The organism is Pseudovibrio sp. Ad26 (assembly GCF_001623285.1).
GTDB lineage: Bacteria > Pseudomonadota > Alphaproteobacteria > Rhizobiales > Stappiaceae > Pseudovibrio > Pseudovibrio ascidiaceicola.
Window position 1 is genome coordinate 89620 of the sequence record NZ_LMCE01000062.1, and the last position, 17388, is coordinate 107007.

12 protein-coding genes are annotated in these 17388 nt (G+C 49.6%); 9 read left to right on the forward strand and 3 right to left on the reverse strand.

All coding sequences use genetic code 11. The features are described 5' to 3' along the window. The first annotated feature begins 61 nt into the window (after positions 1–61). Positions 62–520 (forward strand): MarR family transcriptional regulator, encoded by a 459-nt coding sequence (locus PsAD26_RS15335; RefSeq protein WP_063311147.1) that lies wholly within the window; start codon positions 62–64, stop codon positions 518–520. Positions 521–552: 32 nt separating this feature from the next. Here PsAD26_RS15335 and PsAD26_RS15340 read toward each other — a convergent pair whose 3' ends face one another. The 3 genes from PsAD26_RS15340 to PsAD26_RS15350 form a co-directional block, all read right to left on the reverse strand. After that, the gene (locus PsAD26_RS15340) at positions 553–2493 is read right to left on the reverse strand and encodes a TonB-dependent receptor (protein ID WP_063311148.1); all 1941 of its coding nucleotides are present in this window, start codon (positions 2491–2493) and stop codon (positions 553–555) included. A 306-nt stretch (positions 2494–2799) separates the two neighbouring features. Continuing rightward, entirely contained in the window at positions 2800–3294 is a 495-nt protein-coding gene (locus PsAD26_RS15345) for a ferritin (RefSeq protein ID WP_057465144.1), read from the reverse strand. A 145-nt stretch (positions 3295–3439) separates the two neighbouring features. After that, positions 3440–4300, reverse strand: coding sequence for an AraC family transcriptional regulator (locus PsAD26_RS15350; protein ID WP_208985714.1), 861 nt, complete (start codon positions 4298–4300; stop codon positions 3440–3442). A gap of 263 nt (positions 4301–4563) precedes the next feature. Here PsAD26_RS15350 and PsAD26_RS15355 point away from each other — a divergent pair, with 263 nt between their 5' ends. The 8 genes from PsAD26_RS15355 (at position 4564) to PsAD26_RS15395 (ending at position 16826) form a co-directional block, all read left to right on the forward strand. Continuing rightward, positions 4564–6600, forward strand: a complete 2037-nt coding sequence (locus tag PsAD26_RS15355) for a TonB-dependent receptor (protein WP_063311149.1) — start codon at positions 4564–4566, stop codon at positions 6598–6600. Between the two features lie 109 nt (positions 6601–6709). Further along, a complete protein-coding gene (locus PsAD26_RS15360; protein WP_208985715.1) occupies positions 6710–8266 on the forward strand; it encodes an alpha/beta hydrolase-fold protein in 1557 nt (518 codons plus the stop codon). Positions 8267–8422: 156 nt separating this feature from the next. Then, positions 8423–9331, forward strand: coding sequence for a siderophore ABC transporter substrate-binding protein (locus PsAD26_RS15365; RefSeq protein WP_063311151.1), 909 nt, complete (start codon positions 8423–8425; stop codon positions 9329–9331). A 59-nt stretch (positions 9332–9390) separates the two neighbouring features. Next, positions 9391–10344 (forward strand): iron chelate uptake ABC transporter family permease subunit, encoded by a 954-nt coding sequence (locus tag PsAD26_RS15370; RefSeq protein WP_063311152.1) that lies wholly within the window; start codon positions 9391–9393, stop codon positions 10342–10344. Then, the gene (locus tag PsAD26_RS15375; protein ID WP_063311153.1) at positions 10319–11278 is read left to right on the forward strand and encodes an iron chelate uptake ABC transporter family permease subunit; all 960 of its coding nucleotides are present in this window, start codon (positions 10319–10321) and stop codon (positions 11276–11278) included. Before PsAD26_RS15370 ends, PsAD26_RS15375 begins: the two co-directional genes overlap by 26 nt. Beyond that, the gene (locus PsAD26_RS15380) at positions 11275–12033 is read left to right on the forward strand and encodes an ATP-binding cassette domain-containing protein (RefSeq protein WP_063311154.1); all 759 of its coding nucleotides are present in this window, start codon (positions 11275–11277) and stop codon (positions 12031–12033) included. The genes PsAD26_RS15375 and PsAD26_RS15380 overlap by 4 nt, the downstream gene beginning before the upstream one ends. 944 nt (positions 12034–12977) lie before the next feature. Continuing rightward, entirely contained in the window at positions 12978–16319 is a 3342-nt protein-coding gene (locus tag PsAD26_RS15390) for a M10 family metallopeptidase C-terminal domain-containing protein (RefSeq protein ID WP_063311156.1), read from the forward strand. 99 nt (positions 16320–16418) lie between these two features. Beyond that, positions 16419–16826 carry a hypothetical protein gene (locus tag PsAD26_RS15395; protein ID WP_153041509.1) on the forward strand — a complete coding sequence of 136 codons (408 nt, stop codon included), beginning with the start codon at positions 16419–16421 and terminating at the stop codon, positions 16824–16826. Positions 16827–17388: the final 562 nt, after the last annotated feature.

Consider the following 17388-nt stretch of genomic DNA (forward strand, 5'->3'; position numbering starts at 1 on the left):
GGCGGCGCAAGTGTTGTCAGTATGCTAGGTCTTTCAGATTGCTGATTAGGACTTTGCATTGATGAAGACATACGATGAGATTGAAACGGAGGCTGAAGACAAGCTTGCAAGCCGTGTCTGGTTCCACCTGATGCGCGCCCACCGCTATCTTTACCCACGCTTTGAACGCAGTTTGCGAACACATGGCATCGATAATCCGGTCTGGTACGAAATTCTGCTGGAGATTGAGCGTGCCGGAGAGCAGGGGGCAAAGGCCGCTGATTTGCAAGAGCACCTGCACATGGCACAGTTCAGCATGTCACGGCACATCGCCCGTATGGAAAAGAAGGGGCTGATTGAGCGTCGCCCGGATAAAGAGGACGGACGCGCGCAGTTGATTTTCCTGACGCCTCAGGCCGCCCATGCCCACGAAGAAATCTGGCCGCATTACTTCAAGATCATCCAGCAGGAAGTCGGAGCACGCCTCAATAAGAAAGAGGCGTTTGAGCTTTTCAAGCTGCTGACCAAACTCTACGAATAAAAAGGGCCGCTGAACAGCGACCCCAACATCTCTTAAAATCTGTAGTTCGCCGTAAGGCTAAAGGAACGCCCCGGTTCCTTCAGAGTGCCAATAACGTTGTAATCGCCCCCATAGGTTCCCCGGTCTGAGAAGCCCTCATCAAAAATGTTGTCCGCTTCAACACGAAGTTTCAAACCATCAATTTGCTCTGGTTCATATTCCGCAAACAACCCGACAACCGCATAACCTTCCAGTGTTCGATCTGAATCTCCGGATCCGGTGCTATAGTCAAATGCTCCTTGCACATCTCCGCCGATTATCAGACCGTAGTCTTCCAATTCATGGGAAACATTGAAAGCTATGACTTGTCCCAGTGGGGCAGCAAAGTCCTGAGCAACATAGGAGTCAGCTGCATTACCATCGACTTCGACACGCGTGTTGGAATAGGTGATTTTTGCCGAACCTGAGGCCCACTTATAGCCCACAGCCAAGGTGAAGCCTTCGGTAAGAACATCGACATTAGCGTCGCTCGAGCGCGCATCGCTAATGTCAGTTCTGAAGACTTCACCTGAGAGCAAAAAGCCGGAACGTTCAAACTCCAGCCCAGCAGTCACATTGTGAGAGCGTGATGGCTTGATACCAGAGTAATCCCATGAGGAGCTGAAGGTATAGTTGTCTACAAGGGCGATCCCACCAAAAACAGTAGCATAACCTGCTTTAAGCTTCAGTCCGTCCAAGACCTCATAGGATGCCGAGCTGTTGCCACTCAGACCAGTGACAGAAGTATCGAAATCTCCAAGACCTTCAAAACGCTGATGGTCAAGACGTAAGCCCGCTGACAGTTTCAATGCTGACGATGGTGTCCAACGTACCTGTCCAAAACCGCCAAAGTTATGAGCAACCTCTTCCAAATCAGAGGATGGGTCATCGTAGTTGGCGGTCTTCCTGTAAAAATCAAATCCGGTAGTGAAGCCAATATCCTCAGTTAACCGGAAAGTGTTTGCGACTTTGCCGTTCAAGGTATTGGAAGTTCCGTTGCTTCCATGTGGCACAGGCACATCAATGTTACTCTCACTGAAGCCAAGCACGATCTCTGGATCATAAAGGTCCGTAGGTTCCAAATGCTCATAACGGAACGAGAAGCTCTTACGCATCGTATCGTAAATACGGGTCGGTGAAGTGCCTTTGAAAGCACCAAAGTTAGCACGATAAGGACGCTCTTCCTTATCCTTCAGCATCATACCGGAAATCTCAAACCGGTGTCCGCTCTCTGAGGAGTAGCCGGCTTTGAGTAGGCCGGTCTGCAAGTTTGCTCCGGTTCCCGGGATTTCCCAGTCGCCGCCAGAGGTGTAGTCCTGCCCCTTGGCGTTTTTAGCAAAGGCCAGAATATCAAAGCCGTTGTGCTCCGCAAAGCCAGTCAGAGCTTGAGAGAACGTGTTGCCGTTTGTATCGAAGCTCAACGTGGCTTTGCCGCCCATGGTCTCGCCATCTTCCAGCAGGTCCAGTGCATCAATCAGCTGAAAGGCGATCGAACCACCCAGAGCATTGGGGCCAGAATCAGCTGCAGCAACACCCGCATCTACACGCACCGCACGTAACAGTGCTGGATCAATGGCATTGGCCGTCACATGGTGGAACGCACGGTTGTTCTGCATCGCGCCTTCAATAGTCATGTTCAGGTTGAGAGCATCCACACCATTGACGAAGATCTTCTGGGCAATTGGGATACCGCCGCCAACCGTTACTGAAGCATCTTCAGCAAACACATCGCGAAGATCACCCATCTCAGCGGCTTCAATCGCTTGAGTTGAAACGTAGATTGAGGTGTTTCTGTCAGCAGCCACTGCAAAGCGGTCATTGTTGAAACTATAAACAACAACAGGGTCCAGCTCCTCGCTGGCGTCCACACTATCCTGCGCCGCAGCCCCGGTAGAAAAATAAGCTCCGTTTAAAACATAAACGGAAACAAGCAAGCGCCACCGAAGTTTCTTCATTAGGATCCCCACCCACATATTGGCCGTATTACCTACGGCGAATCAAATATGAGATAATTACTCATGTTTATGCGCGAGGGTATATGGGAGCGTAATTATAGATGCAAGTGCATCTATATACATAAACGTGTGCGACACGATCAATGAATTGAAATCACCATAAAATGCAATGCGTTATGTAATTTTTATCAAAATATGATCTGTGTGTATCTGCTGAATTTGACAGGAAGTGTTCAAAAATCACCGGGCGCAAAACAAAAAAAGCCCCCGCTAAAAGCATAGCGGGGGCTTACAATAAAAAGAAGTTTAAGCTTGGCGCTGGCCCATCTGATCATCAAGCGTCAGCAGGTGCCAACGGTCATCACCAGCAGCTTTCACTTGGTCCAGAACACGGCGGAACAGATCTTCTTCTTCAATCTGCTCTTCCAGGAACCAGTGCAGCATGTTCTGCGTCCCATATTCCTTTTCATCATGGGCGAGATCAAACAGAGCATGGATTTGCGACGTGACCTTCACTTCCATCTTCATGGCCAGCTCAATAGCTTCCTGTGCTGAATCAAATTCAACAGTAGGAGCAGATATGCCTTCCAGAGTAACGCGGGAGTCCCGTTTCACGATGAAGTCATAAATGCGCATCGCATGGTCAGTCTCTTCTTTTGAATGAAGACGGAACCACTTTGCAAAACCTGGCAGCTCAATGGAATCAAAGTAGGCAGCCACAGCGAGATAAACGTAAGAGGCACTCAGCTCAGCATTGATTTGCTGGTTAAGAGCTTCTGCGACTTTGGTGTTGAGCTTCATCGGATTCTCCAATCAGTAATTTTGTGGAGACAGATTTGAAGAGCTACAAACTATTCGCTTTGACTAAAGTCAATTTGAGAAGAATTATCTTAGCAATTGCAAGTGATTAGCAGTTTCACAAATAACCATTTTGCGAGCTCAGGCCCTATGTTCGCCAGGTCTTGGGCGCTGATCCATAGATCCGCTTAAAGGCATTGCTAAAGCTGGACGGGCTGTTATATCCCGCCATATAGGCAGCTTCAGAAACAGTAATGCCGCCTTTGTTGATGGCTTGCCGCGCCTTCTCCAAACGCTGTTTACGAATGAAATCAGAGACAGTCAGATTGTACTTTTCCTTAAAGTGGCGCTGAATGCTGCGTTTGCTAAGGCCTGTTTCTTTAGAGATCCGCTCGATGGAAAGGTCTTCCTCCAGATGCTCCAGCAGAAATTCCCGCACCTTCAATCCTTTGATCCGTAACTGACTGTCCGCTTCCCGCTTCTCGGCCTGGACTGCCCCTTGCAAATGCGCACAGCTCTGAGACATCAGGCCAAACGCCTCAGCTTGACGTTGAAGGCCACCGATTTCATCAGTTCCGTCATTGGTCATAGCCAAAATCCGCGCAGCACAGTCCACCATGCGCTCATCCGGCTGCCAGATGAAGTAATTCAGGTGGCCATTCATAAAACTCCGCACTTCCGCAGAAAGAGCAGAGGCCTGAAACCCAATTGCACCGTACCAGTCCGGTTGAGCTGCAATGCCAACCTTGCGCAGCGAGTGCCCGGCCTCACTCGGCTTCAGGCGCAAATTGGCAGGTTTTCGCAGGTTGAACAGCAGAGCCTGAGGCTTGGGTGCTTCGCGATCCCCGGCATCCAGATCAAAATAAACATCATCAATGTAAAACTGCTGCTGACCTTCCAGATAAATGAAAATCTGGAAAATAGGTGAGAGCTCCACCAGACCGTCATGGTCATGGTGGCCCATAGTCTCATCCAGGACTTTGACTCGGATCTGCTGCTCAATCTGCACGGAAAGTGCCCCCTGACTTTTCACTGGCGCGAATGAATATGTTTTTGGCGCACACGCCAATGCATTTCCAATCGACGAACACCCCCTCATAAATATATTATGAGTTTTGAAGTCAAGTTTAAAACTTCGTATAAATGAAGTAAGTCCAGCGCGACCTTCCAGCTCACGAACATCTCGGTAAAGAGGTGCCCAAAGTGCTCGCTACGTAATGCGAGCGCTCATGGCGCTGTGCTGTCGCGCGGATACGATTGGAGAATGTCTCGATGTCTAGCCGCGACGTTGATAGAGCACTTAAGAACGCCCGTTTTACGCAAAAAACGCAAATGAACGCACTAAACCTCTTATTGGTTTCAACCGCGCTGACTTGCGCTTCAATGGCGTCCGCACAGGAGAATAAACTGCTGGATGAAGTGGTCGTCACAGCCTCAGCTTATGAAGTGACCTACAAGAACGCGCCTGCAAGTATCTCCATTATCACCGCAGAAGACTTGGAAAATCAGGGCGCTCGAGACGTTCGTTCCCTTCTGGAAAGTGTAGAAGGCCTCACTTTCAACAGAGCTGGCAATCTCAACAAGGTGCAGATCCGCGGTCTGAACGAGAATTACACGTTGTTCCTGATAGACGGAAAACGCGTCACCTCCGCTCCAAACGCCTTCCGCGGAAACGACTACGATTCCGGCTGGGTTCCACTCGAAGCCGTCGAACGTATTGAAATCGTTCGCGGTCCGATGTCCTCACTCTACGGTTCAGATGCAATCGGCGGTGTTGTCAACATCATCACCAAGAAGGAAACCGAAGAGTGGCACGGCTCACTTACCAACGAATATACCCTTCAGGAAAACCGCAAATCCGGTGATTATGGCCGGACGGGTTTCAATCTTTCAGGTCCGATCCTCAAAGACAAACTCTTCATGCGAACCTACGGCAGCTGGGATTTTCGCCGCAAAGATTCAAGCACTCTGAACCCCGACAGCGCAAGCGGGCGCGCCAATGCAGGCTTTGCCAAGAGTGATAACAAGCACGTTGATACGACTGTAACCTGGGATGTGAACCAAGAAAATTCCGTTGATTTCAACGCAGGTTACAGCAAGCGCACACACGATAAGACAACATTGGACAGATACTCAGCGGGCATAACTCATCACGGCTCCTACGAGTTTGGCGAGACTGAGTTGCGTGTCTTTGGTGACCGTATCGACAACTCCTACGGCCACGGAAACGCCGCTGGCGATGACATGCCGAACACAGCCTATAACTTCAATGGCGATGGCAAAGTCAGCTTTGACGCAGATCTTCTGGTCCCGAACTTCATCACCGTCGGCGCGACTTACCAACATCAATCCCTCGAAGACAAGTATGTGCTTGTAGGCGAGGGTGGTTCAGACAGCTCCCTCTGGCAAGCCGCAGCCTTCATTGAGGACCGCCTTGAAATCACTGAGGATTTTGAGGTCACACTTGGAGGGCGCCTGGACAAACACGAAAAATTCGGCTGGAACGCCAGCCCCCGCGTTTACGGCGTTTATCACCTCACACAAGCCCTGACATTCAAAGGCGGCTGGTCCTCATCCTTCAAAGCCCCAACCTTGCTGCAACTGTCCCCCAACTGGAAACAGGTCTCATGCGGAGGGGATTGTTTCTTAGAAGGCGCTGAAGATTTGAACCCGGAACTGGGCAGTAGTTTTGAGGTTGGCTTCAAATATGACGAAGCAAAATGGAGTGCAGGGCTAACCGGTTTCCATAATACGATCAAAGACATGATCCAGTTTCCACCCGCCAGAACAGCTGATGTTGCTGTTGCTCAGACCTATTCCAACTATGTTGGTCTCACTGCAGATGGCAAACCGATCTTTAAGTTTGAAAACATTGAAGAAGCTCGCACAATGGGGATAGAAGCCAACCTGACCCTGCGTCCAACAGATGAGCTGACTGTCTCTGCCAACTACACCTATCTGGACGCAAAAAACACAAGCGCCAACGATGCACCGCTTGCCTTCCAGCCAGAGCATACCGCAAACGTTAAACTAGATTATAGTTTCAGTGAAAAACTCAGTTTCGCGTTGTCTGCCAACTACGTAGGCGAGCAATACACCTCTGTTCCCGCCAACGGAGACATGGCCTTTGCCCGCAAAGTAGACGGTTACATCACAGCAGACTTCACAGGTCGCTATGACGTCAATGAGAACTTCACGTTGCGCGCTGGCGTGTTGAACATTGCAGACAATCAGATCCTAAAAACGGATTGGGATGAATTCAACGTCGATGGTCGCCGTTATTTCATCTCAGGCACCACTCGTTTCTGATAATCCAATGATGAAAGAGTAGGGAGGTGGGCTCACGCCCACCTTCAATACGTATAGATGTATCGCTATGTTTTTACTCAGGAAAACTCTAATTGGGTTGATCGTTTTTATGATGTCTCAAAGTTTATCGTCGGGGTTCACACTCGAACTTTCAAAAGCGGACACCCCGGCTGAAGTACGTTTTCTTCAACAAGGTCACGAGGAGACCTTTGAACTGCAAGCGAAACCAGGGGACTACGTCCAACTTGGTTGGCAAGTGGACTCGGGCCGCTTCAATCTGGACAGTATTGACCGTTTGACCGGCGCTCATATCCGCAGGTTTGTCTCTGCCAACACCGGACGTGCACCATTCCTGTTGGTCGCTGGTGGTGCTCCAATAAGCCTCAAGGTATCGGCGATAGAAACTGGAAACTTCACACTCTCGGTCATCAAACAAGTTAGTATTGAACACCAGGAATCCCAACAGATCAAATACCTTAGCCCGCGTCTTTCTCGCCTTGCAGATCAACTAGGAGCAGGCAGTTCAACCGATACCTTCTGGACAGAGGTCGAGCAGAAAGGCACACCGTTGATCGAAGACAACGGGAATGGCGAAAGCATCCTGACATTCCTAGCAAGAGGTGCCAAAACCGGCGTCCGTCTTCTTGGTGCCCCAACAAGCAATCATGAGGAACTTGAGCGACTTACAGGCAGTGATGTCTGGTTCAAGTCATTCATCATTCCAAACACCACTCGTCTTTCCTATCAACTGGCTATTGATGTGCCCGTGATTTCAGGCACATGGGTGGAGCGCCGCAGAGCAATTCTGGCAACTCTGGCAGCAGATCCGCTCAACAAACATCCTTGGCCTGCTGATGCAATCGATCCCTACAATCAGCACTCAACAGTTCTGCTACCAGAAGCAGCATCTCCCCGCTTCCTTGGTGATCAGGTAGTCGCAAAAAGCCAGATCAAGCAGTATGAAATTGAGAGTAAAGACCTTGGGAACAAACGCGATATCTGGCTATACCGTTCCGAAGGCTATGAAGCATCTAAAGCAACCGCTCCGCTGCTCATCATGTTTGATTCAGAACACTATAATGGCCGTGTCTCAGTTCCAGATATTTTGGATAACATGGTCGCAGACAGCGTAATTCCGCCAATAGCTGCCATTCTCATATCTCACATAGATTCTAAAACACGAACCGTTGAGCTCCCCAACAACGCTCAGTTCGCTGCCTTTATCTCCAAGACACTACTGCCATTTGCGCAGGCGGAACTTGGCACATCCATAGCTCCAGAAAGAACCATCTTGGCAGGTTCCAGTTTTGGTGGACTTGCATCAAGCACCATCGCTCTGCGCTACCCACAGCACTTTGGAAACGTACTCTCCATGTCTGGATCCTATTGGTACTCAGAGAATAATAACGAGAATTACGTCGCAAGCCTTGTTGCAAACGCCCCTCGCCAAGATGTCCGTTTTTTTCTCAGTGCTGGTCTCTTTGAGAAAAGTGCAGCCGGTCGAGGACAAGGGATACTTTATTCCAACCAACATCTTAGAGATGCTCTGATTGCTAAAAATTATCAGGTGAAGCTGGAAACCTACGCTGCGGGACATGACTTATTCTCGTGGCAAACCATCCTCAGTGATGGTCTTATTCACCTGATTGGGAAGGACGTTCCATGACGCATCCGGAACCCGTTTAGATGCAACTGCATAAATATCTGAGTGTAAATCTCAGGTATTATTGGACATCCTCATTTTTTGATTTTAGATAGAAACAAAGCTCAACAGCCAGGCTCTGACGCCAAGCCATGAGACATCTATCCAACGGAGTTAGAAATGTTTCATCGCATAACGAGATCAGTTGCCGCTTTCGCTTGCCTCGCTCTGGCAGCTTCTCCAGCCCTTTCAGAACAGGTCGAAATCAACACCGCAAATGGCAAAGCCAGCGTCGTTGTTGAACCAAAAAATCTGGTCGTGTTTGATATCGGAGCAGTCGACAACCTCAACGCTTTGGGTGTCCAGCCGGCAGGCGTCGTCAACAAAATGTATGTCGACTATCTTGATGGTGTTCAGTCTGAGGCAGATGTCATCGGAACTCTCTTTGAGCCAGACTTTGAAGCAATCAATGCGCTTGAACCTCAGCTGATTATCGTTGGAGGCCGCTCCAGTAAGCAAACAAAACCGCTGTCTGAGCTTGCCCCAACCATCGACATGACTCCAAGTTCCTCTGAAGTTTCAGTGACACTGCTTGCGCACCTGGAAGCCTACGGCAAGATCTTCAACAAGCAAGATGAAGCTGCCGAACTTTCCCGCAATTACAATAACTTGCTGGAGCAAGTGAAGGCAGCGGTTAAAGGCAAAGGTAAGGCTCTGTTTGTTCTTACCAATGGCCCCAAGGTCTCTGTATTCGGCCCGGGTTCCCGGTTTGGATGGTTCCATGACGAGTTAGAAATTGAACCAGCAATGGCTGAGGTTGCAGTCGCTTCTCATGGTGAAGCAGTGTCTTTCGAGTACATTCAAAAGGCTAACCCAGACTGGCTGTTGGTGATGGACCGTGCAACCGCAATCGGCAGTGATGCTGAAAACGCGCGTCAGGTTCTGGATAATGAACTCGTGGCCAGCACAACAGCATGGAAGAAAGGGCAAGTGATCTACCTTGATCCAGCCGCAACCTACATTGCGCAAGGTGGTTATCAGGCAACCACGCGCATCTTCAAACAGCTGATCGAAGCCTTCAATAAATAATCGTTCTCGCCAAGAGCTGGGCACATGTTGCTCAGCTCTAGCCATTTCCTTGGTGTCCCATGAAAAACATCGGCGTTGCTATCGTCGCTCTGTTCGCACTTTCCTGCTTCAGTTTATTTGTTGGTGTCAAAGAGATCTCCATCTCTGACTGGTGGCAAAGCCCTCAGAACATTGACCTCTTTTTCATCAGTCGAATACCACGCACATTAGCGGTTATCCTGACAGGCGCATCCCTTGCTGTTTCAGGAGCTGTGATGCAAATGCTCGCCCGAAACAGCTTTGTCGAGCCCTCCAGCGTCGGCACAGCCCAAAGCGCAGCACTGGGCATTTTGCTCGTCACTTTGCTTTATCCGGGCAGCCCGCTGATCGTGAAGATGATTGTTGCTTCCGTAACAGCGATGATCGGCATGGCAGTCTTTCTTGCGATGATCTCCAGATTGCCGGTAACATCTCCTTTGCTTGTGCCACTCGTTGGTTTGATTTTCAGTGGTATCGTTGAAGCTTTGACCATCTTCATCGCTTTTCAGACAGAAATGCTACAGTTTCAGGGGACGTGGATGAGCGGAGAGTTCTCCGGCATCTTACGCGGCCGCTATGAGCTCTTGTGGCTCTGCGGCGTGCTGGCAATCCTCACTTATGTTGTTGCCGATCAGTTCACCATCATCGGCATGGGCAAAGACGCCAGCATCAATCTGGGTCTTAATTACAAGCAAGTGGTGATCGTCGGCCTGTTCATTCTGGCACTCTCAACCTCCTTGGTTGTTGTAACAGTGGGCATGATCCCGTTTGTCGGACTGGTTGTACCAAATATCGCCCGTCGTCTGATGGGCGATAACCTGCGTGCCAGTTTGCCGTGGGTTGCCGTCCTCGGCGCGCTTTTAGTGCTTGTGTGCGACCTTATCGGGCGTCTGGTTCATTTCCCCTATGAGATACCAGTAGGCACAGTGCTGGGTGTTATAGGGTCTTTCGTATTCCTCTATCTGTTGTATGCGAGACCGGCTCATGCACGCTAAAAAGCTCATAATCCTGAGCGTTTTGCTGGCACTTGCTTGCATCGCTTTCATGACCCTTGGTGCCAAAGGAAGTTGGAGTTTCCTGCTGGTCTTCCGTGGAACAAAACTACTTGCACTTTTGTTGGTATCAGTCTCAATTTCTGTTGCAACATTACTGTTCCAGACCATCAGCGGAAACCGCATCTTAACGCCCTCTATCATGGGCTTTGACGCCTTGTATCTGCTTGTTCAAACTCTGCTGGTGTTCACGCTCGGCGGGTTCACCTACGTGGCCCTTGACGGACAAATCAAGTTTCTAGCTGAAGTCGGCGTTATGCTGCTCGCAGCGGTATTGCTCTTCTCAACAGTGATGGGAAAAGGTAGGCAAGACCTTCACCGAATGGTTCTGGTGGGTATTATATTTGGAGTGTTGTTTCGAAGTCTGACAGGTTTCCTGCAAAGGATCATAGATCCGAATGATTTTGCCATTTTACAAGGTGCAAGCTTCGCCCAGTTCTCCAGCGTTGACAAAGACCTGCTGGGCCTCAGCATCCTTCTCGTCTCAGCATGTTGCCTTATCATTTGGCGGCTCAGATACACGCTCGACGTCATTGCACTGGGACGCAGCAATGCAATCAATTTAGGTGTGAGCTATGAACGGTTAAGTTTTGTCGTTCTGGTGCTCGTTGCCACACTTGTTTCTGTCTCAACGGCTCTGGTCGGCCCTGTCGCCTTCTTTGGCCTGCTGGTGACGAGCCTTGCACATTTCATCATGAACACTCACCGCCACGCTATTTTGCTTCCAGCCTCAATGCTAATTGCCGCTCTTATTCTCGTCAGCGGCCAGACAGTCTTTGAACGCATTTTGAAAAGCCAGTCCACCTTGAGCGTTACCGTAGAATTCTTCGGCGGCCTTCTCTTCCTGCTGCTTCTCTTTCGAGGAAAAATGAGATGATTGAAATTAATGGTGTTTCTCATAATTACGGGAAGAGTAAGATCCTCCAGAACATCTCTCTATCCATAAAAGAGAGCGGGATCACAGCCTTGATTGGACCCAACGGGGCAGGGAAGTCCACGCTTTTATCGCTCATGGCACGCTTACAGCCACTACAGACCGGCTCAATCATGTTTGATGGCCACTCAGTGTCTCAAACACCGACCAGAGAACTCGCGAAGACCCTCGCGATTTTAAGGCAAGACAACGCACTCAGCAGCCGCATGTCTCTGCGGGACCTTGTTGGTTTTGGCCGTTACCCACACCACAAAGGTCGCCCGACAGCCAAAGATCATAAGGCGGTAGAGGAAGCGCTGGATTACTTTGATCTGCAAGATATGTCCGGTAGGTTCATTGATGAGGTATCCGGCGGCCAAAAACAACGAGCACTGGTCGCCATGGCATTTTGTCAGGAGACGAAATACCTCCTACTGGATGAGCCGCTTAACAATCTCGATATGTATTACGCCCGCAGCCTCATGAAGCGTCTGCGCGAAATAGCCGATACAGGCAAACGCTCCTTTGTCATCGTCCTCCACGACATCAACTACGCCGGAGCCTACGCCAACGAAATCATCGCCCTAAAAGACGGCACCCTCGCCATCCACGGCACCCCACAAGATGTTCTGGAAACAAACGCCCTCCAAACGCTCTACTCGATGAAAATCACAGTCACCCAACACCAGGGACAACTCATAGCCTTGCACCATTTGTGAGGTTGGCCCGCAGCGACTAACTGCGCACTGTACTCGCTTAGGCGCTACCTGACACTGATCCACCTCTGTTTTAATTTTAACAATCAGCATCAAAGTAGGATAGTTGAGGCGAACAATAAAATGTGCTGCAAGGGTCACTAATGTCCTGAAAGTGAAATTTCCTCAAGATCATTGATAAACCGCAAACTGGTTATATTGAATTTATTACACAACCTCAGATTGGCAATGATTAAATCGAGTCGCAAGAAATAGCGATAAAGTAATTTATCGTATTATTGATTAAATATTTTAGAATTACGTTTGGTAACTTAAAAATTATCATCTTTAACGGCGTTGACTTTAAACCCCATTTAAAAAAGAATTCTAGCACTGCATGCAGTGTGCTTAGGTTAAATCTACACAAAGCATTGAAGAACCAAAAGAATTCTGATTGTGCCAGCTCTTGAGGGGACGGCACTTCACCTGAACTTGGGGCTGTCGAAATGTTTGATTACTATGAGGAATTTCTTGCCGAAGGTATCGATAAGCACACACGTTCTTCGCGGGTTGCAATTGGCTGCATCGCTAGCCGGTTCTTGGGAGGAACCGACAGCACAGAAAACTTCTGGGAACCTCTTAGCCGCAGCATTTATGCAGCCAGTATTGCTCTTGCTTGCAGATTGAAGCCCACGCTTTTACTCCGTCTGGTTTCTTCAAAATCGGACAGTCTAATCAGCTCTTGTCGAGTTCATTCTGAGGCATTCATTGCTGCAAGATCTAAGGCAACCTTCAAGCAAAAAACGTCTCAAGTAGTAGCTTTCATAGCCTCTTAGCCAATCTATCCCTTCAGTCATTCTTCAATGCCATTGAATGCATTCGTGCATGCGATGTCGGGCTTTAATTGGCCGCACCATAAAACCAAGCAGCATTAAACACCCAAACTTTGTATAACGGGAGAGACAAAGATGCCAAATCAAAACCAACCCAACGATCAGTGGTGGGTTAATGACCAAACACCGGACAATCCGTTTGGTAAAAGTGACGACTACGAAGCTTATCTGGATTACGTTGGTGCGCTTCCTCGCAGTCTTTCACCTGAGATCGCAGCAGAACCGCTGGTGATCAATGTTACTGACCTCAATGACCATCCTGAGTACAAAGCTGCCGCTATTGGCGCACTGAAGATGTGGTCAGCAGTTACGCCTTTTGAATTCGTGATCGTTGATGATGCCCCATATGATGCAGATGTGCATTGGATGGAAATCGTAAGCCCTGAGTTGGGCGAGCCGAGTGATGGCAGCGCTTTCTCGAACAACCGAAAAGTCAGCATCGGTCAGCGTTTCCACGACACAGAGCCGAACAAGACTGATATTGGCGGTTACGTGTTTGACAGCTTCATTCATGAATTCGGCCATGAGTTCGGCCTGAACCATCCTGGCCTCTACAACTACAGCGGCCCTGGCGGCGTTCAGATCAACTACCTGAACAATGCAACCTGGATTTATGATCGTCAGCAATACAGTGTCATGTCATATTTCGATGGCATCGATGTTGGCGAAACAACACGTTGGTCCGCTTCAACGCCGTTGATGGCAGATATTGAAGCTACGATCCGTCGCTTTTTCTCAGAAATTGATGAAAACGGTGAACGGACCTACCAAACAATTGATCTCAATACAGGTGATAACACCTACGGCTTTAACAGCACTGAATACGGTTATGAGTTGACGTCCTCAGGCATGCAGCACGACATTGGGTTCGTGATCCATGATACAGGTGGTGTTGACACTATTGACTTCTCCGGATCAACCGCAGGCACGATCCTTGACCTGCGTGCCGGACAGTTCTCCAGTGTTAATGGACACAGCAACAATGTGTCTATCTTTGCCGGCCACAATGCAGATCAAACCGAATACTACATTGAGAATGGCATCGGCAGTAACTACGATGACATCCTGATCGGTAACGATGGCGACAACGTTCTGGACGGTCGCGGCGGCGCTGACAAAATGGCTGGTGGCAAAGGGGACGATGTCTACTTCGTCGACTCCGCTGATGATATCGTACGTGAAGAAGCCGATGGCGGAAACGATACGATCATTGTGCTGAACAGCGATCTGGATCTTGGTGAGGTTGAGAACGTCGAGAACATCATCTACGTGGGTGGCACACCGACCCAACCTGTAGATACCGGTGACGACGACACTTCAAGCGATTCCGGAGATTCTCTGACCAGCCTCATCTTTGGTGATGAAGACAATAACACCCTTGAGGGTGGAGCTGGTGGCGACACTATCTTTGGTCTGGATGGTGATGATCTCATCATTGGTGGTCGTGACTCTTTGGCGAGCCGTGATATCAACAACACCATCGCAGTCGAAGATCTTGAAGATCAGACCGAAAGCGATGACGGAAATGATGTGCTTTATGGTGGTCGCGGCAACGATACCATCTTTGGTGGTGCTGGTGACGACATCCTCGATGGCGGCGACGGCGACGACACACTGATGGGTCAGGATGGTGTTGACATCTTCCGCGGTGGAGATGGCATTGACACAGTCGATTACAGCCATGAAAGCCCGTTCCAGCTGCTTGTCAATCTTGAAACCAATGTTGCCAGCGGTGGTACTGCATCAGGTGACACGTTCTATAGCATCGAGAACCTGATCGGCTCTGATGACCGTATTGACCGCTTCATCGGTACAGACGACAACAACCATTTCTGGGGTCGCGGCGGCGGCGACGTCTTCAACGGCGGCGGCGGCGATGACATCCTCGACGGCGGTAATGATGGTGACCTGCTGTACGGTGATGAAGGCAATGATACGCTCATCGGCGGTTCCGGTCAGGATTATCTTGACGGTGGCGAAGGCATTGACACGGTTGTTTACTCTGGAAGTTCTGAAGGAGTAACGGTTGACCTTGCCAACGGCACAGCACGCGGTGGTGACGCAGATGGTCCAGTCCAGATTGTAGGACGAGGCACGGTCATCAGGCATGATATTATCGTCGACGTTGAAAACGTTGTCGGGTCTTTCTTCGATGATCACCTCATTGGCAATGACCAGACAAACGAACTCTCTGGCGGTTCAGGCAACGACATTCTGACCGGTGGCGAGGGCGCTGACGTCCTGAACGGTGGTCGCGGCAGTGATACTGCGGACTATTCTGACGCAACCAGCGGTGTCAATCTCAATCTGGGACGCGGTAAGTCAGAAGGTGACACTTACATCTCGATCGAGAACCTCTCTGGTTCTGGACACAATGACCGCATGAAGGGTGATAACGCTACAAATACCTTGACTGGTCAGGGTGGCAACGATGTTCTCCGTGGTGGCAAAGGCGACGATGTCCTCTTCGGTGACTTCGCTGATCAAGGTGAGCCTATCCCACGCCCAGGCATGGGTACAGGGTACGCGACGCTTGGTCCGGATGCGACGAATAACTCAATCGCAACTGCATTCGATATCTCCAATAACTTCTCTCTGACTGAAGATCCTGACATCTTCGACTCCACAACTGTTCTTCATACAACAGTTAATGCGACCGGAAATGGCCAGGGTGGATACTATGGTATCGAGCTTGCTGCAGGTACGACCATTACAGTCGATATCGATGGCATTGCAGATCCAAACGTCCATGACAGCTGGGTCAGACTGCTCGATGCTGATGGTAATATTGTCGAACAGAACGATGATGGTGGCGGAGATCCCGGCTCTACAAGCAACCGTGATTCAAGCATAGTCTTCATTGTTGAAGAAACCGGTACCTATTACATTCTGGAGGGGGCATGGTCACCAGATGCTCCAGGTAATGGTTGGTCAGAAGCAGTGCCTGAGGGCTCTACCTACAAACTCAACGTATCAGTTGAGTTCCCGCCTGAGCCAATTCAGCCGGGTGAAGCTGGCAACGATAAGCTCTACGGCGGAAAAGGAAGTGACTTCCTTGACGGCGGCCTAGGTGCAGACATTCTGGTTGGTGGCGCAGGTGAAGATTCCTTCCGTTTCTCAACAGAGCTTGGCAACGACAATGTCGACAAGATCAAAGACTTCAGTGTTGGCGAGGATCTGATCCTTCTCGACAATGGCATCTTTGCTGAACTGGGAGGCACTGGCGCCCTTGATCTGACTGCATTCCACATGAGTGCTGCAGGTGTTAGTCAGGATGCTGCTGACCGCATCATCTACGACAGCGACAGCGGCGCTTTGTTGTATGATGCAGATGGCTCAGGAGACATTGGTGCAATTCAGTTTGCACAGATGCAGACTGGTTTGTCACTTTCTGCAGATGACTTCGTTATCGTCTGATAACTTACAGGAGGGGGGCTTTCATGCTCCCCTCCTGCTATCTTCATAGCTACTTATGCCTCTAAACCGTTTTGATGGCGTAATCCAAAGGGGAAAAGAATGAAGCCTCTGATCAATCGTAGTGCGGCTTTGTTGACAGCCGGTCTACTGGTCGCCGGAACCGGCGCCGTCTCTAAGACCACAGAAGCTCAAGCGTCAGATATCCGCGGTACGCTCACATTCGCAGGTGATGCAGAGATCCCCAAAGGCCAAATCAAGATCTACATCGAAGATACTGCCATCAAGGACAGTAAGCGCGAACTCACTTCCAAAACCCATCTCAACAGCACGGGCAAATCAGCAGCCATTGTCTTTTCCGTCACACGCCCCGCCAGCATCCAGACCTCACCCACACTCCGGATTATAGCCCAACTCCAACGCCCCGACGGCTGGCTCCTCGCTGAAGGTAGTATAAAGATTAAGGACGACAAGCCTGTAGATGTAATGCTCTACGAGGCTATGTATTAATAAATCACTGTTGATCTTACGCTTAGTGTTTCTTTCCAAGTAGAGTAATGCGCTCGCCCTATGGATGAGGACATCTCTCTGAACTCAGTGCAAATTATACGGGTACTTGCTCTAAGTGCTCACAGGCCGATCTGTACGATCACATTTGTAATCGTAGATGTATCGATCTGAGGGCCGAACTTTAACCAAGCGTATTGGTTTGGAGGTGAGGTTGAGTGAAATGGTGCAAACTGTAGAGAAAGGTTGCATTAGGTCAGGCTCCTGTTAATTTGCTTAGATCTTATTGAGTTTGGTCGTTGATGGACCTCCGAAGGGCCGCTTGCCGTTGTCGAGCGCTTTCATTTGCTTACATAGTGCTGACACAGAACGGCAAGCAGATAGTTTTTGATCTATGACGGTTTGGATGCTGTTTTGCACAGGTCCTAAAAGAAAGCACCAAAGGTCGTCAAAAGCTGTCATGCCGTCAGAAACAGCTGCAAACGGAGGCGTTTTTCAACTTCAAAATTCGTATGTGTGGTGGCTCCTGTCACGAGCCGTCAGCGGGAGAGGTATGTCTATGCCG

Bases quoted from the DNA above. Each gene is read 5' to 3' on its own strand.
- PsAD26_RS15345 (WP_057465144.1), bottom strand. From the start codon at position 3,294: ATGAAGCTCAACACCAAAGTCGCAGAAGCTCTTAACCAGCAAATCAAT.
- PsAD26_RS15365 (WP_063311151.1), top strand. From the start codon at position 8,423: ATGTTTCATCGCATAACGAGATCAGTTGCCGCTTTCGCTTGCCTCGCT.
- PsAD26_RS15380 (WP_063311154.1), top strand. From the start codon at position 11,275: ATGATTGAAATTAATGGTGTTTCTCATAATTACGGGAAGAGTAAGATC.
- PsAD26_RS15375 (WP_063311153.1), top strand. From the start codon at position 10,319: ATGCGAGACCGGCTCATGCACGCTAAAAAGCTCATAATCCTGAGCGTT.
- PsAD26_RS15340 (WP_063311148.1), bottom strand. From the start codon at position 2,493: ATGAAGAAACTTCGGTGGCGCTTGCTTGTTTCCGTTTATGTTTTAAAC.
- PsAD26_RS15370 (WP_063311152.1), top strand. From the start codon at position 9,391: ATGAAAAACATCGGCGTTGCTATCGTCGCTCTGTTCGCACTTTCCTGC.
- PsAD26_RS15390 (WP_063311156.1), top strand. From the start codon at position 12,978: ATGCCAAATCAAAACCAACCCAACGATCAGTGGTGGGTTAATGACCAA.
- PsAD26_RS15395 (WP_153041509.1), top strand. From the start codon at position 16,419: ATGAAGCCTCTGATCAATCGTAGTGCGGCTTTGTTGACAGCCGGTCTA.
- PsAD26_RS15360 (WP_208985715.1), top strand. From the start codon at position 6,710: ATGATGTCTCAAAGTTTATCGTCGGGGTTCACACTCGAACTTTCAAAA.
- PsAD26_RS15335 (WP_063311147.1), top strand. From the start codon at position 62: ATGAAGACATACGATGAGATTGAAACGGAGGCTGAAGACAAGCTTGCA.
- PsAD26_RS15355 (WP_063311149.1), top strand. From the start codon at position 4,564: ATGTCTAGCCGCGACGTTGATAGAGCACTTAAGAACGCCCGTTTTACG.